Source organism: Piscinibacter gummiphilus, from assembly GCF_032681285.1.
In the GTDB taxonomy this organism is placed as follows: Bacteria; Pseudomonadota; Gammaproteobacteria; order Burkholderiales; family Burkholderiaceae_C; genus Rhizobacter; species Rhizobacter gummiphilus_A.
On sequence record NZ_CP136336.1, the window covers coordinates 4,196,604 to 4,221,549 of the forward strand.

Sequence of the window (24,946 nt, forward strand, 5' to 3'; positions counted from 1 at the left end):
CTCTCCTGGAGGGTTCAGTCGACGTGGAACACCGAGACCATCGGGGCCCAGTGTTCGCCGGGTTGGCGGGACGCGAGCGGCACCTGGCACGGGCCGCACAGGCGCCACCAGCGTTGTGTCTCAGGGTCGGCCGCGATGGCGGCCATGTCGGCCTCGAAGTCGCTGCCGTGGTATTCCCAGTAGCCGAAGAGCAGGTTCTCCGGCTCGCGCAGGAAGATGCTGTAGTTGCGGATGTGCGAGCGGCGCAGCCGATCGAGCACGCCCGGCCACACGGCCGCATGCAGCCGGCGGTACTCGGCGATGTGCTCCGAGCGGATGCCGATGACCATGCCCATGCTTTGCATCTGCGTTCCGTTCAGTCGAGTCGGTAGAAGCGGTGTGCGTTGCCGCCGAAGACGGCCGCGACACTGGCCTCATCGGCCCCGGGCTGGGTTTCGCAGAAGCGCCGGGACATCGTGAGCCAGCCTTCGTAACTGCCGGCCAGGCGCAGCACCGGCCAGTCGCTGCCCCAGATCAGGCGCTGCGGCCCGAAGAGGCCGTACACCACCTCCATCCAGGGCTGCAGGCGCTGCGCGTGCGGAAATGGACCGGCCTCGGTCAGCAGGCCCGAGAGCTTGCAATGCACGCGCGGCAGCTCGGCCAGCGCCGCGAGGTCATGCCGCCACGGCACCAGCTCGCCGCGCGGGATCACCGGCTTGGCGGCATGGTCGACCACGATGGGCAGGCGCGGGTGGCGCCGCGCGAACTCGAGCAGCGGGCGCAGGTGGCGCGGCAGCACCAGTGCGTCGAAGCTCAGGCCGTGTTCGAGCATCGCGCCCACGGCGGGGTCGAGCGCGGGGTCGTCGATCCAGTGCACGTCGTCGAGGTCCTGCAGCATCGGCCGCAAGCCCTTGAGCCTCGGGTGCCGTGCGAGGCGTGCGATCTGCGCCGGAGCATCGGCCGCCTTCATGTCGACCCAGCCCACCACACCCTTGATGAAGGCATGCCGGTCGGCAAGCTGCAGCAGCTGCTCAGTGTCGGCCACGGTCGGAAGCGATTGCACGAGCACCGTGCCGGCAACGCGGCAGCGCTCGAGTGTGGGGTGCAGGTCGTCGGGGCCGAAGTCGCGGTGGATCTCCGTGAGCGAGGGCGGCGGCCAGTGCCCGGCGCGGTCGTCCAGGCGCCAGAAGTGCTGGTGGGCGTCGATGATCTGCATGTCACTGGCCCGAGAGTGGGAGCGGCGCGCGCTCGTCGACGAGCCCACGGTCGCGCAGCGCGAGCCACAGCGCGTCGGGCACGGGCTCTTGCAGCCAGGCGATGTTCTGGCGCAGTTGGGCCGCGTCGTGCGCCCCGGCCATGCACGACACCACGGCCGGGTGCGCCAGCGGAAACTGCAATGCCGCGGCGGGCAGAGGCACCTCGAACTCGCGGCACACCGCTTCGAGCGCGGCCACCCGTGCGAGCACCGCCTCGGGCGCACGGCCGTAGTTGAAATGCCCGCTTCCGGCGAGCACGCCGGAGTTGAAGGGCCCCGCCACCACGATCGCGTGCCCGCGCCGGGCGCTCTCGTCGAGCAGCGGCGAGAGGCTCTGCTGCTCGAGCAGCGTGTAGCGGCCGGCGAGCATGCTCACGTCGAGATCGGCCTCCTGCAGCGCGTCGCGCACGATCTCCCATTCGTTCACGCCCAGCCCGATTGCACGCACACGCCCTTCACGGCGCAGCGTCTCGAGCGCACGGAAACCGCCGCCACGCGTGAGCTGCTCCCAATGGTGGGCATGGCGCTCGCCGTGGGTGACGCGGCCGATGTCGTGCACGAAGAGGATGTCGACCTGCGCCACGCCCAGGCGTTGCAGGCTGTCGTCGAACGAGCGCATCACGCCCGCATGGCTGTAGTCGTAGTGCGGCCGGAAGGGCAGCGGCTCGGCGAAGCCGTCGTCCCCCGGCCGGACGCTGGCGTCGGGCACCATCACGCGGCCGACCTTGGTGCTGAGCAGGTGGTCCCCGCGCGGGTGGCGCGCGAGTGCTGCCCCGAGGCGGCGTTCCGAGAGCGTGTAGCCGTAGTACGGCGCGGTGTCGAAGAAGCGGATGCCTTTGTCCCACGCCGCCTGCACGAGCGCTTGGGCGCCAGCGTCCGTCATCGGCTGGAAGAGCCCGCCGAGCTGCGCGCAGCCGAGGCCGAACACCGGCACCGACAGGTCGGCCCGGGGCAGTCGTCGGCGATCGGTGTGCTTCATGCCGTGCCCGACAGCATCAGTACAGGACGTTCTTCGCCTCGGCCGTGTCGATGTTGGTCTTGGTGACCATCACCACGCCGGTGTCGCGGAACTTCGGCACCTTCTTGCCTTGCGCAACCTCGATGGCCGTCTTCACGCCCAGGCTGCCCATCTGGTATGCGCTTTGCACGGCGATCGCTTCGAGCGTGCCGTCCTTGATGAAGCCCTGCAGGTCGGCGTTGCCGTCGAAGCCGATGGCCACCACCTTGCCGGCCTTGCCGGCCTGCACCAACGCGCGGCCCATGCCGATGGCGGTCGGCTCGTTGGCGCCGAAGATGCCCTTCAGGTCGGCGTTGGCGGCCAGCACGTCGGTCGTCTGGTTGAGCGCCGTGCCCATCTGCGAGTTGGAATAGAACGGGCCGACGATCTGCAGCTTGGAGTGCTTGGCGATGTAGTCCTTGAAGCCGCCCACGCGCCCGATCTCGGAGCCCGAGCCGGCGGTGTACGACATGATCGCGACCTTGCCGGTGGTGCCGATCTTGGCGATGAGCGCCTGTGCGCACAGTTCGCCGGCCTTCTTGTTGTCGGTGGCGAGGAACGACTGGTAGTAGTTCTTGCCGGCATCCGACGCAGCCGAGTCGATCAGGATCACCGGGATCTTGGCCTCCCAGGCTTTCTTCATGGCGGGGATCAGCGCGTCGGGGTCGGAGGGCGCGAGCACGATGCCGGCCACCTTGCGGTTGACCGCGTTCTCCACCAGCGCAACCTGGCCCGCGAGGTCGGTGTCGGAGGCCGCGCCCTGGAAGGTGGTGGTGTAGCCCTTCATGCCGGCGACGCCATCGTTGGCGCCCTTCTTGACGTTCTGCCAGAAATCGCTGTTGGCGGTCTTCACGATCACCGCGATCTCCTTGTCGGCGGCCACCGAGGCGGCGCTGGCCAAGCCGAGCGCGGCTGCGATGGCCACGCCTGCCAGATGCTTCATCACGTGCTTCATGTTGTCTCCTTCTGCGTCAATGAACTGTTGACTCTGTGTGGAATGCCGAGCTGTACCGCCCGGTGGGGATTCATCGTCGATTGCGCATCTGGTCGATCCACACCGTGAGCAGGATGACCAGGCCGATGATGATTTGCTGCACGAAGGCGGAGACGCCGCCCATGTTCAATCCGTTGCGCAGGATGCCGATCACGAAGGCACCGATCAGCGTGCCGCTGATCGTGCCCACGCCACCGCTGAGCGAGGTGCCGCCGATGACGGCGGCAGCGATGGCATCGAGTTCGTACATGAGGCCCTCGCTGGGCTGCGCCGTGACGAGGCGCGACATCAGCACGCAGCCCGTGAGGCCCGCGAGCAGGCCCGACAGCACATAGGCGAAGACGGTGACGCGCGCCACGTTCACGCCCGACAGGCGCGCCGCCTCGCTGTTGGAGCCCACCGCATAGAGATGGCGCCCGAGCGTGCTGCGGTTGAGCATCACCGCGACCACGATCGCGAGCACGATCATCAGCAGCACCGGGTAGGGAATGCCGGGGAAGACGACATCGGGGAAGCCGTCGTCACCCACCTTGACGACACGCCAGAGGCTGCCGTTGCCGAGCGCGGCGAAGCTCTCGCCGAGGCCGCCGATGGCGCGCGCCTCGGTGATCTGCAAGGCGATGCCACGCGCCACGAGCATCATGCCGAGCGTGGCGATGAAGGGCGGCAGCTTCAGCACGGTGACGCACAGCCCGTTCACCAGGCCGCAGGCGGCGCCGATCGCGAGGCCGGCGAGCATGCCCACCGGCACGGGCCAGCCAGCCTTGACGAGCAGCGCGGCCACCACGCCCGAGAGCGCGAGGATGGAGCCCACCGAGAGGTCGATGCCGCCGGTGATGATCACGCAGGTCGCGCCGATGCCGAGATAGGCGATCGAGGTCACCTGCAGGGCCACGGTGAGCCCGTTGCCCATGGTGAAGAAGGCGTCGCTGATCATCGAGAACACGAGCGTGAGCGCGAGCAGGCTGCCGAGCGCTGCGAACTTCTGGACGAGGTCTTGCTGTCGGTCGTTCATGCGGAAGGGGGCGTTCAGGAAACGGTGCTGACGGGGTGCGTGCGCCCCGAGGCCAGGTGCATCAGGGCTTCTTGCGTGGTGTGGCGCGTGTCGACGATGTCGGTGATGCGCCCTTCGTGGAACACCGCCACGCGGTCGGTCATGCCCAGGATCTCGGGCAGCTCCGAGCTGATCAGCACCACGCCGATGCCTTCGGCGGCGAGTTCGTCGAGCAACTGGTAGATCGCGTACTTGGCGCCCACGTCGATGCCGCGCGTGGGCTCGTCGAAGAAGAGCACCCGCGAATCGCGGAAGAGCCACTTGCCGAGCACGACCTTCTGCTGGTTGCCGCCCGAGAGATTGCGCACCTTCTGGTGCACCGAGGGCGTGCGGATCGCAAGCGTGTCGACGTAGCGCCGCGCCACCGCCGCTTCTTCGGCAAAGCGGATGAAACCGAGGCGGTTCGCCACCGCGCCGGTGCGCGCGAGCGTCACGTTCTGGGCGATGGTCATGTCGAGCGCGAGACCATGGGCCTTGCGGTCTTCCGAGAGGTAGGCAATGCCGTGCGCGATGGCGTCGATGGGCGAGCGGATCGAGACGGCTTGGCCCTGCAGCATCACCTGGCCGGCATCGACCGGGTCGGCCCCGAAGATGGCGCGCGCCACTTCCGTGCGGCCGGCGCCCATCAAGCCGGCGAAACCGAGGATCTCTCCGCGCCGCAGCTCGAAGCCGACGTCTCGGAAGGCGCCCTGGCGGGTGAGCCGCGAGACCGACAGCAGTACCTCGTCGCCAGGCATGCGCGTGGCGGGCGGGAACTTGTCGTCCAGCGGGCGGCCGACCATGCGTTCGACGATCGCGTCGATGGTGGTGTCGGCAAAGTCGTGGGTGGCGATGTAGCGGCCATCACGCAGCACCGTGACACGGTCGACGATGCCGTGCATCTCGTCGAGCCGGTGCGAGATGTAGAGGATGCCCACGCCGCCATGGCGCAGCTCGTGGATCACCTTGAAGAGCTGCCGCGTCTCGGACTCGGTGAGCGACGACGTGGGCTCGTCCATGATCAGCAGCTCGGCATCGAGCGACAGCGCCTTGGCGATCTCGACCATCTGCCGCTGCGCCACCGAGAGCGTGCGCACGATGGCCTGCGGCGAGATGTCGACGCCCAGGCGCTGCAGGCAGCGCGCCGCGTCGGCCCGCAGCCGCTCGCGGTCGATGAACCAGCCGCGGCGCGGCTCGCGGGCGAGGTAGATGTTCTCGGCGACCGAGAGATGCGGCACCAGGTTCAGCTCCTGGTGGATCATCGCGATGCCCGCCGCCTGGGCCTCCTGCGTGGACGCGAAATGACGCGCTTGGCCCTTGTAGTAGAGCGTGCCTTCGTCGGGCGCGAACTGGCCGCTGATGATCTTCATCAGCGTCGACTTGCCGGCGCCGTTTTCCCCGCAGACCGCATGCACCTCGCCACGCTCGAGCGACAGGCTCACGCCGGCCAGCGCGACCACGTTGAAGAAGCGCTTGCAGATCCCGTCCAGGCGCAGCAGTGGCTGGGCAGCAGCCGGCGTCTCGGCGGGCGCAGGGGCACCGGCCTCGCCACCCTGGCGGTGCTCGGACGTGCGCTCGTGGATGAACTGGACGGACAAGAGAACCCCTTTGCGATCTCAGGCAGGGCATCCTATTCAGCGATGCAGTTTTGGTAAAGCCACTTTGCCACTTTTGCGCATTTGGCCTTACCAAATTAGGCGGATGAACCCCTCTTTTCCCGAGGTAAAACGCGGCTCGTTAGGTGTTTTCCATAGGTAAGCCACGTGCAATACGAAGGAAAAGGAAACACCTCGCCGTCATGCGCGCTCGGCTATCATGGTCAGGCCACTTTCAGAACCGACCGTGCCCACACCAGCGCTTGTCCCCCCAGCCGCGTCCCAGCTCCGCCCTGTTGAAACCCGCCGGCTCTACCAGCAGATCGCCGACCAGATTCGCGACCTGATCCAGCGTGGTGTGTTCAAGCCGGGCAGCAAGCTGCCGCCGGAGCGCGACCTGGCACAGCAGCTCGGCGTGTCGCGCCCGTCGTTGCGGGAAGCGCTGATCGCGCTCGACATCGAGCAGAGCGTCGAGATCCGCAGCGGCTCGGGGGTTTATGTGTGCAACCCGCCGGAGCGGCCCGCCAGGAGCACCGAGGCCATGGGCGAAAGCCCGAGCGAACTGATGCAGGCCCGTGCCGCGGTCGAAGGCGACGTGGCGGTGCTCGCGTGCGCGCATGTGAGCGCGGAGGCCCTGTCGCGCCTGCGCGAAAGCATCGAGGGCATGCGTGCCCAGATCGCGCAAGGGCTGTCGCCACTTGGCCATGACCGCCAGTTCCACATCACGCTGGCCGAGATGAGCGGCAACTCGGTGATGGTGCGGCTGGTGTCAGACCTCTTCGACGAGCGCCACAGCCCGATCTCGTCGCAGCTGAGCGTGCGCTTCGAGAACACCCGCACCTGGAACACCGCGCTCAAGGAGCACGAAGCGATCTACCGCGCCCTCGAATCGCGCGACCCGCTCAGCGCCCAGGCGGCGATGCGCTCGCACCTGAAGGCATCCGAGGAGCGGTGGGTCGGCGGCTGAGCCGCCTCAGATCTGGCGTGCCTCGAAGGTGTTGCACTGGCTCACGCTGCCGGTCTGCAGGCCCTTCTTGAACCAGGTGACGCGCTGGGCGCTGGTGCCGTGGGTGAAGGTCTCAGGCTGCACCGTGCCGCGCGACTTGCGCTGCAGCGCGTCGTCGCCGATCTGCGAGGCGGCGTTGAGCGCTTCTTCCACGTCGCCCTGCTCCAGGATCTGGCGCGCGTTGTTGGCGTGGTGCGCCCACACGCCGGCAAAGCAGTCGGCCTGCAGCTCGAGCCGCACCGAGAGCGCGTTCTGCTGCGCTTCGGACACGCGCCCGCGCATGCTGTCGACCTTGCCGCTGATGCCGAGCAGGTTCTGCACGTGGTGGCCGACCTCGTGCGCGATCACGTAGGCCTGGGCGAAGTCGCCGGGCGCACCGAGGCGGGTGCGCATGGTTTCGTAGAAGCTCAGGTCGATGTAGACCTTCTGGTCGCCGGGGCAGTAGAACGGCCCCATCGCCGACTGGCCCATGCCGCAGGCGGTGGGCTCGCTGCCGCGGAAGAGGCGCAGCTTGGGGTCGCGGTAGGTCGCGCCCATCTGCTGGAACTGTTCGCGCCACACGTCTTCGGTGTCGGCCAGCACGACCGAGACGAAACGTGCCATCGGGTCGTCGGCCGGCGGCTTGCCGGCGGGTGCCTGCTGCACCTGCGGTGCCGAGCCGCCGCCGCTCATGAGGCCGAGGATGGTGAGTGGGTTGATGCCGAAGATCCAGCCGGCGACGAGCGCAATGGCCACACTGCCCAAGCCGATGCCACGGCCGCCGCCGAATGAGAAGCCCCCGCCGCCACCGGCGCGTGCATCTTCGACGTTGTCGCTTTCACGATTGCCTTGCCACTTCATGGCGAGCTCCCGGCCGTTGGACCAGCCGTCATGGTAGCGACGCCCCGCCGCTTCGCCAGTCCGACGTTGCGCAGGCAAGTGTCGGACGGCGCCCTACCGAGTCTCAGGTCTTGGGCAGGGTCACGCCACGCTGGCCCTGGTACTTGCCGCCGCGGTCCTTGTAGCTCGTCTCGCAGACTTCGTCGCTTTCGAAAAAGAGCACCTGCGCGCAGCCTTCGCCCGCGTAGATCTTGGCGGGCAGCGGCGTGGTGTTGCTGAATTCGAGCGTCACGTAGCCTTCCCATTCGGGCTCGAAGGGTGTGACGTTGACGATGATCCCGCAGCGTGCGTAGGTGCTCTTGCCGAGGCAGATGGTGAGCACGCTGCGCGGGATGCGGAAGTACTCGACCGTGCGCGCGAGCGCGAAGCTGTTGGGCGGGATGATGCAGACGTCGGCCTCGATGTCGACGAAGCTCTTCTCATCGAAGTTCTTCGGGTCGACGACCGTGCTGTGGATGTTGGTGAAGACCTTGAACTCCGGCGCGCAGCGGATGTCGTAGCCGTAGCTGCTGGTGCCGTAGCTCACGATCTTGTGGCCGTCGGCCGCATGCCGCACCTGGCCGGGCTCGAAGGGCTCGATCATGCCGTGCTGCTCGGCCATGCGGCGGATCCACTTGTCGCTCTTGATGCTCATGCCGGTCTCGCGCGTTTCCAAAAGGGGCTTGATTGTAGGGAGGCCGAGGGTGGCGCTATCGCACTGCAGCATCGAGCCGGCCGGTGAGTTCGGCCAGCTTCGGGCGGATGGCCTCGCCCACCTGGATCTGCGGGTTGGAGTAGCCGTCGGTCTTGCCGGCTTCCTTCTCGCGCCGTGCGATCACCTCGCGTGCCGCCGCGTGCGCGGCTTCGAACGAGCGCGTGCCGCGCAGCTGCTCGGCATACATCGCGCGGCCGAAGTAGGTGAGTTCGGAGCCACGGCCGCAGCCGTAGGAGGTGTGCGTCGCATCGGCGGCGGTCATCGTGAGCGTGCTCGGGTCGGCGAGCGCAGGCAGCCACGAGCCCGAGTAGCAGGCCGAGATCGAGAGCACGCGCCAGCGCACGCCGGCTTCGTCGAGCCAGGCGCGCAGCGTGTCGGGCGTGAGTTCGTCGACTTCCAGCGGCTCGAACTGCGCGGCGAGGCGGCCGTTGCGTGCGCCGTGCGAGGTGAGGTGGATGAAGAGGACGTCTTCCTCGCGGTCCATCAGGTTCGCCACCTGCAGGATGGCGCGGCGCAGGTTGAGCCCGGTGGCCCAGGGCAGCTCGCGCGCCGTCTCGGCATGGTTGATGAGCGACAGCGTGCGGCCACGCGCGTCGAAGCGGTCCTGCATCAGCTCGCTGACGAGCCGGCTCTCGCGGCGGAACACCTCTTCGCCGGCGTAGGGCGCGAAGGTGATGGCGTAGACATCGGCCACGCCAGGGCGCTGCGGTTGCAGGCCCTGCAACGTCGAGACGACACTGGCCGACTGCGCCTCGAGCACCTCCTGCGTGAGTTGCAGGCGCTGCTCTTCGGCCTCGCCGGCGGCAGCGGCCGTCACGTCGGGGTACCAGTACGCGCCACGTGGCAGGTAGAGGCTCGCCAGCGCCGCCGCGGCCACCACCGCGACCACGCCCGCCCGCAGGGCCACCCGCTCGGCCTGGCGCGCGAGCAGCACGGCCGCCGCGAGTGCCATCCAGCCCATCAAGACCCACGGCACTGCCTGCATCACCCCGGCCGCCAGCTCCGCCGCACCACGCGGCAACCCCCGCTGCAGCACGAGATAGGCGCCCCAGATCGGCCAGGAGATCAACATCTGCTGCAGCCACAGCAGCGCCAGCAGCACCGCGCCCTCCTCGCCCTCGGGCCGGCCCCGCGCGGCCATCCAGCACGCCAGCACGAGCAGCAGCGTGGCCACCCAGCCGCTGCCCACAGCCTGCCAGTAGAACTGCACCGGGCCCGGCCAGTAGAAGAGCCGCTGCAGGGCCGCGCCGCCCGCCACCAGCAGCACCGTCAGCAGCACGAGTCCCACCGGCCCGATGCGCAGGCCCGAAAGCACCGGCCGCATGAAGACCGCACTGCGCCATGCTGCACCCGCCCAGCGCGCCAATGTGTTCATGTTGGTGCGGTTTTGCTCAAGCTGGCTCTGCATTCGTTCCTTCCCGTGACACCATCGGTCCCTGTGTAACTACCATGTTCCCAAGGGCTGCAGCCCGCTCCAGAATGTGACCCAACGCCCGCCATGCGGAGACCCGTCATGAACGCACATCGCAGCACCCTGGACCTCCTGGCGCACTACGCCCAGTACCACCGCGACCAGCGCAACATCGTCACCCATTTTGTGGGCATTCCGCTGATCGTCTTCGGCATGGGGGTGCTGCTGGCCCGCCTGCACCTCACGCTGCCGCGGCTCGATGTCACCGCCGCGTGGGTGGCCTTCTGCTTTGCCGGTGCGTGGTACCTGAGCCGCCGCGGGCCGCTGACGCTGAGCGTCGCGGTCACCCTCGCGATGGGTGCCCTGGTGGCGCTGGCCCACGGGGTGGCCGGTGGCGGCGTGGCGAGCTGGCTGGCCTGGGGCGCGGGCAGTTTCCTCATCGGCTGGGCGATGCAGTTCCTCGGGCACTACTACGAGGGCCGCAAGCCGGCGTTCGTCGACGACATCTTCGGGCTCCTCGTCGGGCCGATGTTCGTGATGGCCGAAGCCCTGTTCTCGATGGGCTGGAACAAGCCGATGCTCGCCGAGATCGAGCGCCGCGCCGGCCCCACGCACCTGCGCGACCTGGCCCACCCGGCCTGAGAACCGCGCCTCAGTCGAGGCCGGCGGCGCGCGCGAGCGTCGCCACATCCACCAGCTCGATCGCGCCGTAGCGCAGCTTCAGCACCCCTTTGTCTTCGAGCGCGCGCAGGGCCTTGTTGGCGCTCTGGCGGCTCACGCCCAGCATCAACGCCAGCTGCTCCTGCGGCAGCCGCAGCTGGCGGCGCGGCGCATCGGGCCGGGTGCCGTTGCCATGCGCCACCCACCACAGGCGCTTGGCCAGGCGCTGCTCCAGCGGCAGGTGGGCGATGTCTTCCAGCATCGTGAACGCAATGCGCAGCTTGGCGCAGGCGAGGCGCGCCACGTCCTGCCAGTGGGCGGGGTTCGCATCGAGCCAGGCACGCAGCTCGGCCTGGGGCACCTGCCACACCGTGGTGTCGCCGTCGGCCACGGCATCGTGGGTGCGCGGCAGGCCGTCGAGCAGCGAGATCTCGCCGAACCACTGGTAGGGCTCGACGTAGCCGAGCAGGGTCTCGCTGCCGTCGGGTTGCAGCGCACCCACCCGCAGCGCCCCGGCCGTCACGCAGCACAGGCCTTCGGCGGAGGCACCGCGTGTGAAGAGGCGCTCACCGCCCGCGAGTCGGCCGGCGCGGCCGAGGGCCAGCAGCGCGTCCTGCAGCGCCGGAGCACAGCTCCCGAACCACGCGTCGGTGCGCAAGGCAGCCTGCAGGGCCGGGGAGGCGTTGGAGTTTGGCGTGGGCATGGAATGTCGGGATTTTGACAGTCGCTTTTCGCTCCAACGCACTAGCATCCGTCCCACAACACCCCGATGGAGACAGCCATGCGCAACGCCACCGAGCTGATGGTCCAGTACGCCTCGTATCACCGCGACCGCCGCAACATCGCCACCCACTTCGTCGGCATCCCGCTGATCGTGTTCTCGATCGGCGTGCTGCTCTCGCGACCCGAGCTCTTCAGCGCCGGAGGCTTTCCGGTCACGCCGGCCTGGCTGCTGTGGGTCGCCTCGACGGTCTGGTATCTCACGCGTGGCAACCTGGCGCTGGGCGCGGGCGTGAGCGTCACCAACGGCATCCTCATCCTGCTGGCGCACAGCCTCGCGCTCGACAGCACTGCTGCCTGGCTCGCCTGGGGCATCGGCAGCTTCGTCGTCGGCTGGGTGATCCAGTTCATCGGCCACTACTACGAAGGCCGCAAGCCGGCGTTCGTCGACGACCTGATCGGCCTGCTCGTCGGGCCGATGTTCGTGACCGGCGAAGCCATGTTCGCGCTGGGCTGGGGCAAGCCGCTGCTGGCCGAGATCGAGCGCCGCGCCGGCCCGACCGTGGTGCGCGACCTGTCGGCCCCGGCACACAGGTGACCGGCCGCCTGCTGAAACGGGCCGCCCTCGCGCTGCTCGCGGCGCTCTTGCTGCTGGCCGCGTTCGCGGTGGTGCAGTTCAACCGACGCCCGTCGCTCGCGCCGTACCAGTCGCTCACGCTGCCCACCGCCGCGCAGAAGACCGGCGTGCGCGTGCGCTTCGCCGGGGTGGCGACCCTCGTCTTCGACGACGGCGAGACCGCCTGGGCCATCGATGGCTTCTTCTCGCGGCCCCCGGCGCTGCGCACTCTCTTCGGCACCATCGGCCCCGATGCGGCCGTGGTCGACGCCTCGCTGAAGCGCCTGGGCATCGCCCAGCTCGCCGCCGTGGTGCCCGTGCATTCGCACTACGACCATGCGATGGACGCACCGCTCGTGGCGCAGCGCACCGGCGCGCTGCTGGTGGGCGGCGAGTCGACCTTGCAGATCGGCCGCGGCTTCGGCCTCGCCGAGGCGCAGATGCGCGCCGTGAAAGGCGGCGACACGCTGCAGCTCGGCCAGTTCAGCCTGCGCTTCATCGCGAGCCGCCACAGCCCCACGCCCTTCAGCAGCGGCGAGGGTGGCGAACTCATCACCTCACCGCTCAAGCCGCCGGCCCATGCCACCCGCTGGCGCGAAGGCGACGTGTGGTCGATCGCCGTGAGCCACGCATCGGGCAAGCGCTACCTGGTGCAAGGCAGCGCCGGCATCGTGCCGGGCGCGCTCTCGGGCGTGCGCGCCGACACCGTCTTCCTCGGCACCGGCACCCTCGGCAAGAAGAACGAGGCCTACCGCGCGGCCTACTGGAAAGAGACAGTCAAGGCCACCGGCGCGAAGCGCGTGATCCCGATCCACTGGGACGACTTCATGCAGCCCATGCTCGACACACCGCTCGTCGCTTCGCCCTACCTCGTCGACGACTTCGACGTGGTGATGGCCGACCTGCAGCAGCGGGGGCGGCAAGATGGCATCGAGGTGCGACTGCCGCCTCTTTTCGAGCCGTTTGATCCCTAGGTGTTCTTGGAGACAGTGATCGTCGGAAACTTCGACGAGAAGTCCTTCGAGCGCTGCGCGATCTTCACGGCCACCTGGCGGGCCATCGCCTTGTAGAGGCTCGTGATCTCGCTGTCGGGCTCGGACACCACCGTCGGGGCGCCCGAGTCGGCCTGCAGGCGGATGTTCTTCGACAGGGGCATGGCGCCCAGGTAGTCGATCTTGAACTCGGCGGCCATCTGCTTGCCGCCGTCCGCGCCAAAGATGTGCTCCACGTGGCCGCAGTTGGAGCACACGTGCATGGCCATGTTCTCCACCAGCCCGAGGATGGGCACGCCCACCTTCTCGAACATGCGCACGCCGCGCTTGGCGTCGATGAGCGCGATGTCCTGCGGGGTGGTCACGATCACCGCGCCGGTGAGCGGCACGCGCTGCGCGAGCGTCAAGGCGATGTCGCCGGTGCCCGGGGGCATGTCGACGATGAGGTAGTCGAGGTCGCGCCAGTTGGTCTGGCGCAGCAACTGGTCGAGCGCCTGGGTGGCCATCGGGCCGCGCCAGATCATGGCGTTGTCGGGCTCGACGAGGAAGCCGATCGACATGACCTGCACGCCGTGGTTTTCCTTCGGCTCCATGGTCTTGCCGTCGGCGCTGTCGGGGCGACCCTCCACGCCGAGCATGGTGGGCTGGCTGGGCCCGTAGATGTCGGCATCGAGCACGCCCACGCTCGCGCCTTCGGCGGCGAGCGCAAGCGCGAGGTTGACGGCCGTCGTGCTCTTGCCCACCCCGCCCTTGCCGGAGGCGACGGCGACGATGTTCTTCACGTTGGGCAGCAACTGCACACCGCGCTGCACGGCGTGGGCGACGACCTTGGACGTGATGCGCGGCGTGACCGCATCCACGCCCGGCACGCCACGCGCCGCCAGCGTCAGCGCATGCGCGAGGCCTTCGATCTGGCTCTTCGCCGGGTAGCCCAGCTCCACGTCGAAGCTCACGCTGCCCCCCGACACCTGCAGGTTCTTGACCAGCTTCGTGCTGACGAAGTCCTTGCCAGTATTGGGGTCGATGACGGATTTCAGCGCGTCGAGGATCGCGGCTTCGGTGGCAGGCATGGTCGTGTGGGAAGGGCAGAAGGGAAGCGAAGGCCAGTCTAGCGCAGGGCCTCGTCCTCAGAGGGAGCAGGCCTAGAATCGTGTGCTCTGCCGTTCCCCTCGTCTGGCCCCCGATGACCCGCAAGCTCTTCGTCACCACCGCCCTGCCCTACGCCAATGCGCCCTTCCACATCGGGCACATGATGGAGTACATCCAGGCCGACATCTGGGTGCGGGCGCAGCGCATGCTGGGCCACGAGGTGCACTTCGTCTGCGCCGACGATGCGCACGGCGCGCCGATCATGATCGCGGCCGAAAAGGCCGGCAAGACGCCGCAGCAGTTCGTGGCCGAGATCGCCGCGGGGCGCAAGCAGTACCTCGACGGCTTCCACATCGGCTTCGACAACTGGCACTCCACTGACGGCCCCGAGAACCACGCGCTCGCGCAAGACATCTACCGTGCGCTTCGCAAGCAGGGCCTGATCGCCGAGCGGGTGATCGAGCAGTTCTTCGACCCGGTGAAGAGCATGTTCCTGCCCGATCGCTACATCAAGGGCGAGTGCCCGAAGTGCGGGGCGAAAGACCAATACGGCGACAACTGCGAGGTGTGCGGTGCGGTGTATGCGCCCACGGAACTCAAGAACCCGTATTCGGCCTTGAGCGGCGCCACGCCGGTGCTCAAGAGCAGCTCGCACTATTTCTTCCAGCTCTCGTCCGACCGCTGCATCGAATTCCTGAAGGACTGGACCACCACTGCCGGCCGCCTGCAGCCCGAGGTGCTCAACAAGATCAAGGAGTGGTTCACCGTCGACGAACACGGCCACGTGGGCCTGGCCGACTGGGACATCTCGCGCGACGCGCCCTACTTCGGCATCGAGATCCCCGACGCGCCGGGCAAGTATTTCTACGTCTGGCTCGACGCACCCGTGGGCTACCTCGCCTCGCTGAAGAACCTCTTCGACAAGACCGGCCGCGACTTCGACGCCTTCATGGCCGACCCCGACGTGGAGCAGGTGCACTTCATCGGCAAGGACATCATCACCTTCCACACGCTCTTCTGGCCGGCGATGCTGCACTTCAGCGGCCGCAAGACGCCGAACCACATCAACGTGCACGGCTTCCTGTCGCTCGGCGGCGAGAAGATGAGCAAGAGCCGCGGCACCGGCCTGTCGCCGCTCAAGTACCTGCAGCTCGGCATGAACGCCGAATGGCTGCGCTACTACCTCGCGGCCAAGCTCAATGCGCGGGTCGAAGACGTGGAGTTCAACCCGGAAGACTTCGTCGCCCGCGTCAACAGTGACCTCGTCGGCAAGTACATCAACATCGCGAGCCGCGCGGCGGGCTTCCTCACCAAGCGCTTCGAGGGCCGGCTGTCGAGCGACGTCGGCGTCGAAGGCCGCACGCTGCTGGATGGGCTTCGCGCGCACCGCGCCACCGTCGTCGAGCTGTACAACGAGCGCGAGCTGGGCAAGGCGCTGCGCGAGATCATGCTGCTGGCCGACCGGGTGAACGAATACGTCGACCAGCACAAGCCCTGGGAGCTCGCCAAGCAGCAAGGCCAGGACCAGGTGCTGCAGGACGTCTGCACCGTCTGCATCGAAGCCTTCCGCGTGCTCACGATCTACCTGAAGCCCGTGCTGCCGGCGCTGGCCGCGCAGGTCGAGGCCTTCCTGCGTGTGGAGCCTATGGGCTTCGCCGACGCGCAGCGTTCGCTGGGCGCACACACCATCGGCGAATACAAGCACCTGATGCAGCGTGTCGACCCGAAACTGCTCGACGCCCTCTTCGAAGCCCCCGCCCCGGCCGCGCCACCCGCCCCCGGGGGCGAGCCGCTTGCCGACGAGATCGGCATCGACGACTTCACCAAGGTCGATCTGCGCATCGCCAAGATCGTGAAGGCCGAGCACGTCGAAGGCTCCGACAAGCTGCTGCGCCTGACGCTCGACGTAGGCGAAGGCAAGACGCGCAACGTGTTCAGCGGCATCAAGTCGGCCTACCAGCCCGAGCAGCTCGAAGGCAAGTTCACCGTGATGGTGGCCAACCTCGCGCCGCGCAAGATGAAGTTCGGCGTGAGCGAGGGCATGGTTCTTGCGGCTTCGCATGCCGATGAGAAGAAGAACCCCGGCCTCTACGTCCTCGAACCCTGGCCCGGCGCCACGCCGGGGCTGAGGGTGCGCTGACCGGACGACGCCAACACTCGCCCCATGCTGCCCTTCATCCGAGGTTGGACCGATGTGCAGCGCACGCCGCGGGCCAACCGGCGGCTGGGGGCGACGCTGGCGTTCGTGGCCGGTGCGGCCAATGCCGGCGGCTTCCTCGCCGTCGGCCAGTACACCTCGCACATGACCGGCGTGATGTCGTCGCTGGCCGACCACCTGGCGCTCGGCCAGTTCCTGCTGGCCGGCGCCGCGCTCGCCGCACTCGTCACCTTCATCGCGGGCGCCATGAGCACGGCCCTGCTCGTCAACTGGGCGCAGCGCCGCCAGCTGCACAGCAGCTACAGCCTGCCGCTCTTGCTCGAAGCCAGCCTGCTGATGGTCTTCGGCGTCTTGGGTGCGAGCCTCGGCCTGCACTCGGCCCTGCTGCTGCCCGCGACCGTGCTGCTGCTCTGCTTCACCATGGGGCTGCAGAACGCCGTCATCACCAAGATCTCGCGCGCAGAGATCCGCACCACCCACGTGACCGGACTCGTCACCGACCTCGGCATCGAACTCGGCAAGCTCGTCTACGTGAACCGAAGCGCCGCGCTCGGGCAGGTGCGCGCCAACCGCGAACGGCTGCGCACGCACGCGCTGCTCGTGGCCTGCTTCTTCGTGGGCGGCGTGATGGGCGCGCTCGGATTCAAGTGGGTGGGCTACATCACCACCGTGCCGCTCGCCGCCCTGCTCGTGCTCTTGAGCCTGCGCCCGCTGTGGCGTGACGTGCAGGCCCGCCTGGCGCCCCCCGGAAACGCTGCACCGTGAAGCGCCCCGGCATCGACCTCGCCGTCTTCCGGCCCCGGATCGTCGATGCGCTGAAGGGCTACGACCGCCGCCGTTTCCTCGGCGACGTCGGGGCCGGTGTCACGGTGGGCGTGGTCGCACTGCCACTCGCGATGGCCTTCGCCATCGCCTCCGGCGTGAAGCCCGAGCAGGGCCTCTTCACCGCCATCATCGGCGGCCTGCTGGTGGCGGCCCTCGGCGGCTCCAGCGTGCAAATCGGCGGGCCGGCCGGCGCATTCATCGTGATCGTCTACGGCATCGTGCAGCGCTACGGCCTCACCAACCTGCTGATCGCCACCGCACTGGCCGGCGTGCTCATGTTTGCGCTAGGGCTCTTCAAGCTCGGAGCCTTGGTGCGCTACATCCCGGTCACCATCGTCATCGGCTTCACCAACGGCATCGCGGTGCTGATCGCCTTCTCGCAGATCAAGGACCTGCTTGGCCTCTCGGTCGCCAAGCTGCCGAGCGACTTCTTCTCGCAGGTTCATCTGCTGGCCACGCATCTGCACACCCTGAACGTGCACGCGCTCGGCCTCGGCGCGGCCACCGTGGCCATGCTCTTCTTCTGGCCGCGGCTCTTCAGCCCCGGCTCGCTGCTGCCCTCGCACCTGCTGGAAGGCCACACGCTGCGCACCGCCTCGCGAGTGCCGGGGCCCATCGTCGCCCTCGTGGTGCTGTCGGCGCTCGCGTGGTGGCTCAAGATGCCGGTCGAGACGATCGGCTCGCGCTTCGGCGGCATTCCGCAGACCCTGCCGTCGCTGGAACTGCCACCCTTCAGCTGGCAAAGCGCCAAAGAACTCGTCATTCCCACCTTCACCATCGCGCTGCTCGGGGGTGTGGAGTCGCTGCTGTGCGCGCGCATCGCCGACAACCTCACCGACCCGCCGCGCCACGACCCAAACCAGGAGCTGATGGCCCAGGGTGTCGCCAACTTCGTCGTGCCGTTCTTCGGCGGCATTCCGGTCACCGGCACCATCGCCCGCACCGTCACCAACATCCGCGCCGGCGCCAGGACACCCGTCGCCGGCATCGTGCACTCGCTCACGCTGCTGCTCATCGTGCTGCTGGCGGCACCGCTTGCGATGAACGTGCCGCTCGCGGTGCTGGCGGGCATCGTGCTCTTCGCCGCCTGGAACATGGGCGAGTGGCACGAATTCGCCCGCCTGCGCCGCTTCAGCCTGCCCTACCGCACCGTACTGCTGGGCACCTTCCTGCTGACAGTCATCTTCGACCTCACGGTAGCGGTGCAGGTGGGCCTGGTGATGGCCTGCGGTTTCTTCATCTACCGCATGAGCAGCCTCTTCCGCACCGACCTCGCCCCCGACAGCCCACCCGGCGTGCAGGTCTACCGCCTCTACGGCACGCTGTTCTTCGGCGCCGTCGGCAAGATCGAGACGATCTCGCAGCAGCTGCCCCCCGGCACCCACGCCGTGGTGCTGGAAATGCACCAGCTGGTGTCCATCGACAACTCCGGCCTGGACGCCCTGATGCAACTGCACAAGACCCTGGCGCGGCAGGGCGTGCACCTCATCCTGTGCGACTTGAACGAGCAACCACGCGAGCTGGTGCGGCGCGCCGGATTCGACGCCGAGCTGGGCCTGGACAACGTCACCTCCCACCTGGGTGCCGCCCTGGCCAGGGCGGTCGATCCCACCCGGCGAGCTTCGACGGCTTAAAATCCCGGCTTCACTCCGGCGCCGCCTCTGGCGCCCTGACCGCCATGCCGCTGTTCTGGAAGCCGTACAAGTCCGAGATCACCTCGTTCATCGAGGAACTGAAGGCCAAGCGCCCGACGCTCGAAGAAGAGCAGCGCCGCGGCCGCGCCCTGTTGTGGGACAAGCCCATCGACCGCGAGGCGCAGGCCGAGTACCGCGACGCCCGCGTGCCGCAGCAGCCCTACGTGTACCAGAACAACACGAAACGCTGAACGCGTTCCGCACGAGTGAATTCCGAGGTGATGGCGGCCGACGCGGCGCCTGATGCAGCAGTTCCGCAGGTGGTGGACCACATCGCCGTGGCGCGCCTGTACGGCGAGCCGCTCTTCCAGCTGCCGCAGGACCTCTACATCCCGCCCGATGCGCTGGAGGTTTTTCTCGAGGCCTTCGAAGGCCCGCTCGACTTGCTGCTCTACCTGATCCGCAAGCAGAACTTCAACATCCTCGACATCCCGCTGGCCAGCGTCACGCGCCAGTACCTCGCCTACGTCGACCAGATCCGCAAGACCAACCTCGAGCTGGCCAGCGAATACCTGCTGATGGCCGCGATGCTGATCGAGATCAAGTCGCGCATGCTGCTGCCACCGAAGAAGGTGGCCGAAGGTGAAGAGCCGGAAGACCCGCGTGCCGAACTGGTGCGCCGCCTGCTCGAATACGAGCAGATCAAGCTTGCAGCCGCACGGCTCGACGCGCTGCCGGTGCTGGGCCGCGATTTCCTGCGGGCGCAGGTGGTGATCGAACAGTCGCTCACGCCGCGCTTCCCCGACGTCAATGCCGACGAACTTCGGGCCGCCTGGCAAGACATCTTGAAGCGCGCCAAGCTCAACCAGCACCACACCATCACCCGCGAGCAGCTGTCGGTGCGCGAGCACATGAGCATCGTGCTGCGCCGCCTGCAAGGCCGCCGCTTCGCCCTGTTCGAAGATCTCTTCGAACTCAACCGCGGGCCGCAGGTGCTGGTCGTCACCTTCATCGCCATGCTGGAACTGGCCCGCGAGCACCTGCTCGAAGTCACCCAGGCCGAAGCCTTCGCACCGATCTACGTCCGCCTGGCCTACCAGCCGGCCTGACCGCTTCTGCTGCACCGCACCACCTGCTGGGCGCATCTGGTTAGACTGCCGGCCGTACTCATCTCCGGAACCTTCGCATGCAAGAAACCGCTGTCCGCGTCCACCCCCGCAAGCCCGCCGCCCTTGCGGCCGCCAGCCGCTGGACCGTGGCCGAGATCGAGGCGCTCTTCGATTTGCCTTTCACCGAGCTGATGCACCGCGCGCAGACGGTGCACCGCGAGCATTTCGACCCGACCGAGGTGCAGCTGTCCACCCTGCTGTCGATCAAGACCGGCGGCTGCCCGGAAGACTGCAGCTACTGCCCGCAGGCCGCGCGCTATGACACCGGCGTCGAAGCCAGCAAGGTGATGGATTGCGACGCGGTGCTCGACGCGGCCCGCCGCGCCCAAGCCGCCGGCGCCACCCGCTTCTGCATGGGCGCCGCCTGGCGCTCGCCGAAAGACCGCGACATCGAGAAAGTGGCCGAGCTCGTGAGCGCCGTGAAGTCGCTGGGCCTGGAGACCTGCGCCACGCTCGGCATGCTGGAAGACGGCCACGCCGAGACGCTGCAACAGGCCGGCCTCGACTACTACAACCACAACATCGACACCGCACCCGACAAGTACGGCGACATCATCAGCACCCGCCAGTTCCAGGACCGGCTCGACACCCTGCAGCGCGTGCGCGGTGCCGGCGTGAAGGTGTGCTGCGGCGGCATCGTCGGCATGGGCGAGACGCGCACCCAGCGGGCCGCGCTCGTGGCCGAACTCGCCAACATGGACCCGTACCCCGAGTCGGTGCCGATCAACAACCTCGTGCAGGTGCCCGGCACGCCGCTGCACGGCAGCGAGAAGCTCGACCCCCTTGAGTTCGTGCGCACCATCGCCGTCGCTCGCATCACCATGCCGAAGTCTCGCGTGCGCTTGTCGGCCGGCCGCCAGCAGCTCGGCGAAGCGGTGCAGACGCTGTGCTTCCTGGCCGGTGCCAACTCCATCTTCTACGGCGACAAGCTCCTGACCACCGGCAACCCCGACGTGCAAGCCGACCAGGAACTGCTCGCCAAGCTTGGGATGACCACCTCATGACCACGGCCGAGCAGTCGCTCTACGGGGGAGGCTCGGCGCCGAAAGAGCGCAAGCCCGTCACGCTGCACCGCATCCGCGAAATGCAGGCCGCGGGTGAGCCCATCACCATGCTCACCTGCTACGACGCGAGCTTTGCCAAGTTGCTCGACGCCGCGGGTGTCGACACCCTCCTGATCGGCGACTCGCTCGGCATGGTCCTGCAAGGCCGCAGCAGCACGCTGCCGGTCACGCTCGAAGAGACCGCGTACCACATCCGCAGCGTGCAGGCGGGCAACCGCAACGCCTTCGTGCTGGGCGACATGCCCTTCGGCAGCTATCAAGAGTCGAAAGAGCAGGCCATGCGCAGCGCGACCGTGCTGATGCAGGCCGGCGCGCAGATGGTCAAGCTCGAAGGCGGCGGCTGGACGACCGAGACGGTGCGCTTCCTCGTCGAGCGCGGCGTGCCGGTGTGTGCGCACCTGGGTCTCACGCCACAGTCGGTGCATGCAATCGGCGGCTACCGCATCCAGGGCAAGAGCGCCGATGGCGCGGCCACGCTCAAGCAGCATGCGAAGGAGCTGTCGGACGCGGGTGCCGCGATGTGCGTGCTCGAACTCGTGCCGGCCGCCCTCGCCAAAGAGATCACGCAAAGCGTGGCGATGGCCACCATCGGCATCGGCGCCAGCAACGCGTGCTCGGGTCAGGTGCTGGTGCTGCACGACATGCTCAACGTCACCCAGGGCAAGCTGCCCCGCTTCGTGCGCAACTTCATGGACGGCGCGCCCAGCATCAAGGCGGCCATCGAAGCCTACGTGGCGGCGGTGAAGTCGCGCACATTCCCCGACGACGCCGTGCACGGGTACTGAACGGACACCAGATGAAGGTTCTCCACACCATCGCCGACCTGCGCGCCGCGCTGCCGGGCCCGCAAGCCTGTGCCTTCGTGCCCACCATGGGCAACCTGCACGACGGCCACCTCGCGCTCGTGCGCCAGGCCAAGGGCCATGGCCTGCCGGTGGTGGCGAGCATCTTCGTCAACCGGCTTCAGTTTGCACCGCACGAAGACTTCGACCGCTACCCGCGCACGCTGCAGCGCGACGCCGAGCTGCTGCAGGGTGCCGGCTGCGACTTCGTCTTCGCGCCCGACGAGCGCGAGATGTACCCGCAGCCACAGACCTTCAAGGTGCACCCCGACCCGGCGCTTGCCGACATCCTCGAAGGCCACTTCCGCCCCGGCTTCTTCGTCGGCGTGGCCACGGTCGTGATGAAGCTCTTCACCATCGTGCAGCCAAAGGTGGCCGTCTTCGGCAAGAAGGACTACCAGCAGCTGATGGTGATCCGCCGCATGGTGGACCAGTTCGCGCTGCCCATCGTCATCGACGGCGGCGAGACGCGCCGCTCCGACCAGGGCCTCGCGCTCTCGTCGCGCAACGGCTACCTGAGCGCCGCGGAGCTGAGCGAAGCACTGGCGCTGTCGCAGACGCTTAAGCAACTGGCCGCGGGCTACCGCGCGAACCCGGGTGCGCTCGCGTCGCTGGAGGCTGAAGCCAGCCGCCAACTCGCGGCACGCGGCTGGGCGCCCGACTACCTCACCGTGCGTCGGCGCCACGACCTGCAGCCGCCGACCGCCGCCGATGCAAAGGCTCCCCTTGTCGTGCTGGGCGCGGCCAAGCTCGGCACCACCCGCCTGATCGACAACCTCGAGTTCTGAGGTTCAGCCGCCAGCTGACATCAGCGCCACACCCTTCACCTGCGCCCACAGCGCGTCGCCAGCTTTCAGCGCCAGCGCGTCGCAGCTCTTGTGCGTGATGCGCGCCAGCAAGTAGACCGGCGCCTCGGAGGTTGACGCGGACGAGGACGTCGCGGTCACGCGCAGCCGCAGCATCACGGTTCCACCATCGGCATGCAAGGACTCCAGCGTGACCGGCAGCACGTTGAGGATGCTGGTCTGCTGCGCCGGTTCGCGCGTCACGCTCACGTCTCGCGCGAGCACGGCAGCGCGCACGGTTTCACCCAACGCCGCGTGCGAGCCGCCGACCCACAGTGAAGCCCCCGCCGCGCCGATGCGCATCATCCGGTAGCGGTCGTCGTGCTCCTCCACACGCGCCTCGATCACCACGCCCGCATCGTCGCGCCGAGCCAGGGGCAGGTCGGCACGCGACAGCAGCTCGTGCGTCGGCCCGGCTGCCAGCGCCCGCCCCTCGCGCAGCAGCACGAGGTGGTCGGCGAGGCGGGCCACTTCGTCCATCGCGTGGGTTACGTAGACGATGGGCATGGCGAGCGTTGTGTGCAGGCGCTCCAGGTACGGGAGGATGTCGGCCTTGCGCTCGGCGTCGAGCGCGGCCAGCGGCTCGTCCATCAGCAGCAGGCGCGGCTGGGTGGCCAGTGCGCGCGCAATCGCGACACGCTGGCGCTCGCCGCCTGACAGGGTGGCGGTGCCACGCGCCATGAGGGCACCAATGCCCAGCAGGTCGACAGCCTGCGCAAGCGCCTCGCGTGAGCCGGCCTGGCCGCTGCGGCGCAGGCCGTAGTCGAGATTGCCCTGCACGCTGAGGTGAGGGAAGAGCGCCGCCTCCTGGATCACATAGCCAATCGGGCGACGGTGCGTGGGCACGAAGAGGCCTCGGCGATCGTCCTGCCAGTACTCGTCGCCCACGATCACATGGCCGTCGGCGCGTTCCAGCCCGGCCAGGGCGCGCAGCAGCGTCGTCTTGCCGCAGCCGGAGGGGCCGAACACGGCACTCACGCCGCGCGACGGCAGTTGCAGCGCCACGTCGAGCGAAAACTCGCCGCGGGCGAGGCGGAGCGCGAGGTCGATCACCGTGCCGCTCCCGCATCTGCGCCGCGCGGCCGCTTCACCCAATAGAGCGTCACCAGCACCGTGAGCGCGAAGGCCACCATCGCGGCGGCCAGTCGGTGGGCGTCGGCGTATTCGGCCGCTTCCACATGGTCGTAGATGGCGACCGACATCACCCGCGTCTGGCCAGGGATGTTGCCGCCCATCATCAGCACCACGCCAAACTCACCGACCGTGTGCGCAAAACCGAGCACGCTGGCAGTGATGAAGCCGGGCCTCGCCAGCGGCAGCGCCACGGTGAAGAAACGATCCCACGGCCCGGCGCGCAGCGTGGCGGCTGCCTCGAGCGCACGCTCGGGCACGGCTTCGAAGGCCTGTTGCAGCGGCTGCACGACGAAGGGCATCGAGTACAGCACCGAGGCCACCACCAGCCCGGCGAAGGTGAAGGGAAGCCGGCCGATTCCCAGCGCCTGCGTGAGCTGCCCCACCGGCCCCTGCGGGCCCATCAGCAGCAGCAGATAGAAGCCCAGCACCGAGGGCGGCAGCACCAGCGGCATCGCCACCAGCGCGGCCCACACCGGCTTGCTGCGCGAGCGTGTGCGTGCCAGCCACCACGCCACGGGCGTGCCCAGCACCAGCAGCAGCACGGTCGTGACGGCCGCCAGCTCGGCCGTCAGCCGGATCGCGCTCCAGTCGGCGGCGGTCATCGGTAGCCGTAGCCCTGGATCAGCGCCTTGGCGTCGGCGCTGCGCAGATAGGCGAGCAGGGCCTGCGCCGCAGCGCTGCCCTTGGCGCGCTTGAGCAGCACGGCGTCCTGCCGGATCTCGCCGTGCAAGGACGGCGGTACCAGCCAGTACGAGCCCTGCACCGGCTTGCCCGGCACCTTCACCTGCGACAGCGCCACGAAGCCGATCTCGGCATTGCCGCTTACGACGAACTGAAAGGCTTGCGCAATGCTTTCGGCGGTGACGATGCGGCCGGCGACAGCCTCACCCGCCCCCTGCGCAGCCAAGGTTTCCTGGGCCGCCCTGCCATACGGTGCGAGCTTGGGGTTGGCGATGGCCAGGTGCTTGTAGCGCGCCGTCTTCAACACCGCGCCCTGCTCATCCACCACACCGGGCAGCGCGCTCCACAGCACCAGCTGCCCAACGGCATAGGTGAACTGCGTGCCCGCCACGGCGTGGCCCTCGTTCACCAGCCGGCGCGGCGTGTCATCGTCGGCCGCGAGCAGCACATCGAAGGGCGCGCCTGCCAGGATCTGGCTGTAGAACCTGCCTGTGGCACCGCTCGTGAGCTTGAGCGTGTGGCCGCTGCTGGCGCGGAACCCTTCGGCGAGCTTCGCCATCGGGCCGGAAAAGTTGGCGGCCACGGCGACCGACACCTCGCCAGCATTCGCCACCGTTGGCAACACACACGCCAAGAGCATCGCGAGACGCCAGGTCATCTTCTTCATCCGCCGC

Annotated in this window: 26 protein-coding genes; 12 read left to right on the forward strand and 14 right to left on the reverse strand. The window is 68.4% G+C overall.

Annotated elements, in window-relative coordinates; all coding sequences use genetic code 11:
• Positions 1–14: 14 nt before the first annotated feature.
• The 6 genes from RXV79_RS19780 to RXV79_RS19805 form a co-directional block, all read right to left on the reverse strand.
• On the reverse strand, positions 15–344 hold the full coding sequence (locus RXV79_RS19780) for an L-rhamnose mutarotase (RefSeq protein WP_316699822.1): 330 nt from the start codon (positions 342–344) through the stop codon (positions 15–17).
• An 11-nt stretch (positions 345–355) separates the two neighbouring features.
• The gene (locus RXV79_RS19785; protein WP_316699823.1) at positions 356–1,195 is read right to left on the reverse strand and encodes an amidohydrolase family protein; all 840 of its coding nucleotides are present in this window, start codon (positions 1,193–1,195) and stop codon (positions 356–358) included.
• Between the two features lies 1 nt (position 1,196).
• On the reverse strand, positions 1,197–2,213 hold the full coding sequence (locus RXV79_RS19790; RefSeq protein ID WP_316699824.1) for an aldo/keto reductase: 1,017 nt from the start codon (positions 2,211–2,213) through the stop codon (positions 1,197–1,199).
• Between the two features lie 16 nt (positions 2,214–2,229).
• Positions 2,230–3,174, reverse strand: coding sequence for an ABC transporter substrate-binding protein (locus RXV79_RS19795; protein ID WP_316704161.1), 945 nt, complete (start codon positions 3,172–3,174; stop codon positions 2,230–2,232).
• Positions 3,175–3,256: 82 nt separating this feature from the next.
• On the reverse strand, positions 3,257–4,240 hold the full coding sequence (locus RXV79_RS19800) for an ABC transporter permease (protein ID WP_316699825.1): 984 nt from the start codon (positions 4,238–4,240) through the stop codon (positions 3,257–3,259).
• A 14-nt stretch (positions 4,241–4,254) separates the two neighbouring features.
• Complete coding sequence (locus tag RXV79_RS19805) at positions 4,255–5,757, reverse strand: sugar ABC transporter ATP-binding protein (protein WP_316704164.1); 1,503 nt, start codon at positions 5,755–5,757, stop codon at positions 4,255–4,257.
• Positions 5,758–6,100: 343 nt separating this feature from the next.
• On the opposite strand from RXV79_RS19805, the gene RXV79_RS19810 reads away from it, so the two are divergent.
• Positions 6,101–6,820, forward strand: coding sequence for a FadR/GntR family transcriptional regulator (locus RXV79_RS19810; RefSeq protein ID WP_316699826.1), 720 nt, complete (start codon positions 6,101–6,103; stop codon positions 6,818–6,820).
• 6 nt (positions 6,821–6,826) lie between these two features.
• Here RXV79_RS19810 and RXV79_RS19815 read toward each other — a convergent pair whose 3' ends face one another.
• The 3 genes from RXV79_RS19815 to RXV79_RS19825 all read right to left on the reverse strand — a co-directional run bounded on the left by RXV79_RS19815 (position 6,827) and on the right by RXV79_RS19825 (position 9,807).
• Positions 6,827–7,699, reverse strand: a complete 873-nt coding sequence (locus RXV79_RS19815; RefSeq protein WP_316699827.1) for a KPN_02809 family neutral zinc metallopeptidase — start codon at positions 7,697–7,699, stop codon at positions 6,827–6,829.
• Positions 7,700–7,802: 103 nt separating this feature from the next.
• Positions 7,803–8,372 (reverse strand): dCTP deaminase, encoded by a 570-nt coding sequence (gene dcd, locus RXV79_RS19820; RefSeq protein WP_201811957.1) that lies wholly within the window; start codon positions 8,370–8,372, stop codon positions 7,803–7,805.
• A 55-nt stretch (positions 8,373–8,427) separates the two neighbouring features.
• A complete protein-coding gene (locus RXV79_RS19825; protein ID WP_316699828.1) occupies positions 8,428–9,807 on the reverse strand; it encodes a C13 family peptidase in 1,380 nt (459 codons plus the stop codon).
• Positions 9,808–9,945: 138 nt separating this feature from the next.
• On the opposite strand from RXV79_RS19825, the gene RXV79_RS19830 reads away from it, so the two are divergent.
• Positions 9,946–10,485, forward strand: coding sequence for an Mpo1 family 2-hydroxy fatty acid dioxygenase (locus RXV79_RS19830; RefSeq protein ID WP_316699829.1), 540 nt, complete (start codon positions 9,946–9,948; stop codon positions 10,483–10,485).
• A gap of 10 nt (positions 10,486–10,495) precedes the next feature.
• Here RXV79_RS19830 and RXV79_RS19835 read toward each other — a convergent pair whose 3' ends face one another.
• Positions 10,496–11,206: a Crp/Fnr family transcriptional regulator gene (locus RXV79_RS19835; protein WP_316699830.1), complete on the reverse strand. Its 711-nt coding sequence runs from the start codon at positions 11,204–11,206 to the stop codon at positions 10,496–10,498.
• A gap of 78 nt (positions 11,207–11,284) precedes the next feature.
• On the opposite strand from RXV79_RS19835, the gene RXV79_RS19840 reads away from it, so the two are divergent.
• Both RXV79_RS19840 and RXV79_RS19845 read left to right on the forward strand, forming a co-directional pair.
• Positions 11,285–11,821: an Mpo1 family 2-hydroxy fatty acid dioxygenase gene (locus RXV79_RS19840; protein WP_316699831.1), complete on the forward strand. Its 537-nt coding sequence runs from the start codon at positions 11,285–11,287 to the stop codon at positions 11,819–11,821.
• Positions 11,818–12,813 (forward strand): MBL fold metallo-hydrolase, encoded by a 996-nt coding sequence (locus RXV79_RS19845; RefSeq protein WP_316699832.1) that lies wholly within the window; start codon positions 11,818–11,820, stop codon positions 12,811–12,813. Before RXV79_RS19840 ends, RXV79_RS19845 begins: the two co-directional genes overlap by 4 nt.
• Here RXV79_RS19845 and apbC read toward each other — a convergent pair.
• Positions 12,810–13,901, reverse strand: coding sequence for an iron-sulfur cluster carrier protein ApbC (gene apbC / locus RXV79_RS19850; RefSeq protein ID WP_316699833.1), 1,092 nt, complete (start codon positions 13,899–13,901; stop codon positions 12,810–12,812). The genes RXV79_RS19845 and apbC overlap by 4 nt on opposite strands.
• A gap of 113 nt (positions 13,902–14,014) precedes the next feature.
• On the opposite strand from apbC, the gene metG reads away from it, so the two are divergent.
• From metG to panC, 8 genes are all read left to right on the forward strand, one after another.
• The gene (metG, locus tag RXV79_RS19855) at positions 14,015–16,060 is read left to right on the forward strand and encodes a methionine--tRNA ligase (protein ID WP_316699834.1); all 2,046 of its coding nucleotides are present in this window, start codon (positions 14,015–14,017) and stop codon (positions 16,058–16,060) included.
• A 24-nt stretch (positions 16,061–16,084) separates the two neighbouring features.
• Complete coding sequence (locus tag RXV79_RS19860) at positions 16,085–16,843, forward strand: YoaK family protein (RefSeq protein ID WP_316699835.1); 759 nt, start codon at positions 16,085–16,087, stop codon at positions 16,841–16,843.
• Positions 16,840–18,537, forward strand: coding sequence for a SulP family inorganic anion transporter (locus RXV79_RS19865; RefSeq protein WP_316699836.1), 1,698 nt, complete (start codon positions 16,840–16,842; stop codon positions 18,535–18,537). The genes RXV79_RS19860 and RXV79_RS19865 overlap by 4 nt, the downstream gene beginning before the upstream one ends.
• Positions 18,538–18,581: 44 nt before the next feature.
• Positions 18,582–18,788 carry a DUF3460 family protein gene (locus tag RXV79_RS19870; RefSeq protein ID WP_296728558.1) on the forward strand — a complete coding sequence of 69 codons (207 nt, stop codon included), beginning with the start codon at positions 18,582–18,584 and terminating at the stop codon, positions 18,786–18,788.
• A 30-nt stretch (positions 18,789–18,818) separates the two neighbouring features.
• Positions 18,819–19,646: a segregation and condensation protein A gene (locus RXV79_RS19875; RefSeq protein ID WP_316704167.1), complete on the forward strand. Its 828-nt coding sequence runs from the start codon at positions 18,819–18,821 to the stop codon at positions 19,644–19,646.
• A 77-nt stretch (positions 19,647–19,723) separates the two neighbouring features.
• Positions 19,724–20,710, forward strand: a complete 987-nt coding sequence (bioB, locus tag RXV79_RS19880; protein ID WP_316699837.1) for a biotin synthase BioB — start codon at positions 19,724–19,726, stop codon at positions 20,708–20,710.
• Positions 20,707–21,555 carry a 3-methyl-2-oxobutanoate hydroxymethyltransferase gene (panB, locus tag RXV79_RS19885; protein WP_316699838.1) on the forward strand — a complete coding sequence of 283 codons (849 nt, stop codon included), beginning with the start codon at positions 20,707–20,709 and terminating at the stop codon, positions 21,553–21,555. The genes bioB and panB overlap by 4 nt, the downstream gene beginning before the upstream one ends.
• A gap of 11 nt (positions 21,556–21,566) precedes the next feature.
• Positions 21,567–22,400, forward strand: coding sequence for a pantoate--beta-alanine ligase (panC, locus tag RXV79_RS19890; protein WP_316699839.1), 834 nt, complete (start codon positions 21,567–21,569; stop codon positions 22,398–22,400).
• Between the two features lie 3 nt (positions 22,401–22,403).
• Here the strand turns inward: panC and modC are convergent, their stop codons facing one another.
• From modC to modA, 3 genes are read right to left on the reverse strand one after another with little or no spacing between them, the layout of a single operon-like run.
• On the reverse strand, positions 22,404–23,510 hold the full coding sequence (modC, locus tag RXV79_RS19895; protein WP_316699840.1) for a molybdenum ABC transporter ATP-binding protein: 1,107 nt from the start codon (positions 23,508–23,510) through the stop codon (positions 22,404–22,406).
• On the reverse strand, positions 23,507–24,193 hold the full coding sequence (modB, locus tag RXV79_RS19900; RefSeq protein WP_316699841.1) for a molybdate ABC transporter permease subunit: 687 nt from the start codon (positions 24,191–24,193) through the stop codon (positions 23,507–23,509). Before modB ends, modC begins: the two co-directional genes overlap by 4 nt.
• On the reverse strand, positions 24,190–24,939 hold the full coding sequence (gene modA / locus RXV79_RS19905) for a molybdate ABC transporter substrate-binding protein (protein WP_316699842.1): 750 nt from the start codon (positions 24,937–24,939) through the stop codon (positions 24,190–24,192). The genes modB and modA overlap by 4 nt, the downstream gene beginning before the upstream one ends.
• Positions 24,940–24,946 lie beyond the last annotated feature (7 nt).

Bases quoted from the DNA above. Each gene is read 5' to 3' on its own strand.
- RXV79_RS19870 (WP_296728558.1), top strand. From the start codon at position 18,582: ATGCCGCTGTTCTGGAAGCCGTACAAGTCCGAGATCACCTCGTTCATC.
- RXV79_RS19835 (WP_316699830.1), bottom strand. From the start codon at position 11,206: ATGCCCACGCCAAACTCCAACGCCTCCCCGGCCCTGCAGGCTGCCTTG.
- RXV79_RS19785 (WP_316699823.1), bottom strand. From the start codon at position 1,195: ATGCAGATCATCGACGCCCACCAGCACTTCTGGCGCCTGGACGACCGC.
- apbC (WP_316699833.1), bottom strand. From the start codon at position 13,901: ATGCCTGCCACCGAAGCCGCGATCCTCGACGCGCTGAAATCCGTCATC.
- RXV79_RS19800 (WP_316699825.1), bottom strand. From the start codon at position 4,240: ATGAACGACCGACAGCAAGACCTCGTCCAGAAGTTCGCAGCGCTCGGC.
- modA (WP_316699842.1), bottom strand. From the start codon at position 24,939: ATGAAGAAGATGACCTGGCGTCTCGCGATGCTCTTGGCGTGTGTGTTG.
- bioB (WP_316699837.1), top strand. From the start codon at position 19,724: ATGCAAGAAACCGCTGTCCGCGTCCACCCCCGCAAGCCCGCCGCCCTT.
- RXV79_RS19875 (WP_316704167.1), top strand. From the start codon at position 18,819: ATGGCGGCCGACGCGGCGCCTGATGCAGCAGTTCCGCAGGTGGTGGAC.
- dcd (WP_201811957.1), bottom strand. From the start codon at position 8,372: ATGAGCATCAAGAGCGACAAGTGGATCCGCCGCATGGCCGAGCAGCAC.
- modB (WP_316699841.1), bottom strand. From the start codon at position 24,193: ATGACCGCCGCCGACTGGAGCGCGATCCGGCTGACGGCCGAGCTGGCG.
- RXV79_RS19860 (WP_316699835.1), top strand. From the start codon at position 16,085: ATGCTGCCCTTCATCCGAGGTTGGACCGATGTGCAGCGCACGCCGCGG.
- RXV79_RS19825 (WP_316699828.1), bottom strand. From the start codon at position 9,807: ATGAACACATTGGCGCGCTGGGCGGGTGCAGCATGGCGCAGTGCGGTC.
- RXV79_RS19780 (WP_316699822.1), bottom strand. From the start codon at position 344: ATGCAAAGCATGGGCATGGTCATCGGCATCCGCTCGGAGCACATCGCC.
- panC (WP_316699839.1), top strand. From the start codon at position 21,567: ATGAAGGTTCTCCACACCATCGCCGACCTGCGCGCCGCGCTGCCGGGC.
- metG (WP_316699834.1), top strand. From the start codon at position 14,015: ATGACCCGCAAGCTCTTCGTCACCACCGCCCTGCCCTACGCCAATGCG.
- RXV79_RS19815 (WP_316699827.1), bottom strand. From the start codon at position 7,699: ATGAAGTGGCAAGGCAATCGTGAAAGCGACAACGTCGAAGATGCACGC.
- RXV79_RS19830 (WP_316699829.1), top strand. From the start codon at position 9,946: ATGAACGCACATCGCAGCACCCTGGACCTCCTGGCGCACTACGCCCAG.
- RXV79_RS19790 (WP_316699824.1), bottom strand. From the start codon at position 2,213: ATGAAGCACACCGATCGCCGACGACTGCCCCGGGCCGACCTGTCGGTG.
- panB (WP_316699838.1), top strand. From the start codon at position 20,707: ATGACCACGGCCGAGCAGTCGCTCTACGGGGGAGGCTCGGCGCCGAAA.
- RXV79_RS19840 (WP_316699831.1), top strand. From the start codon at position 11,285: ATGCGCAACGCCACCGAGCTGATGGTCCAGTACGCCTCGTATCACCGC.
- RXV79_RS19795 (WP_316704161.1), bottom strand. From the start codon at position 3,174: ATGAAGCATCTGGCAGGCGTGGCCATCGCAGCCGCGCTCGGCTTGGCC.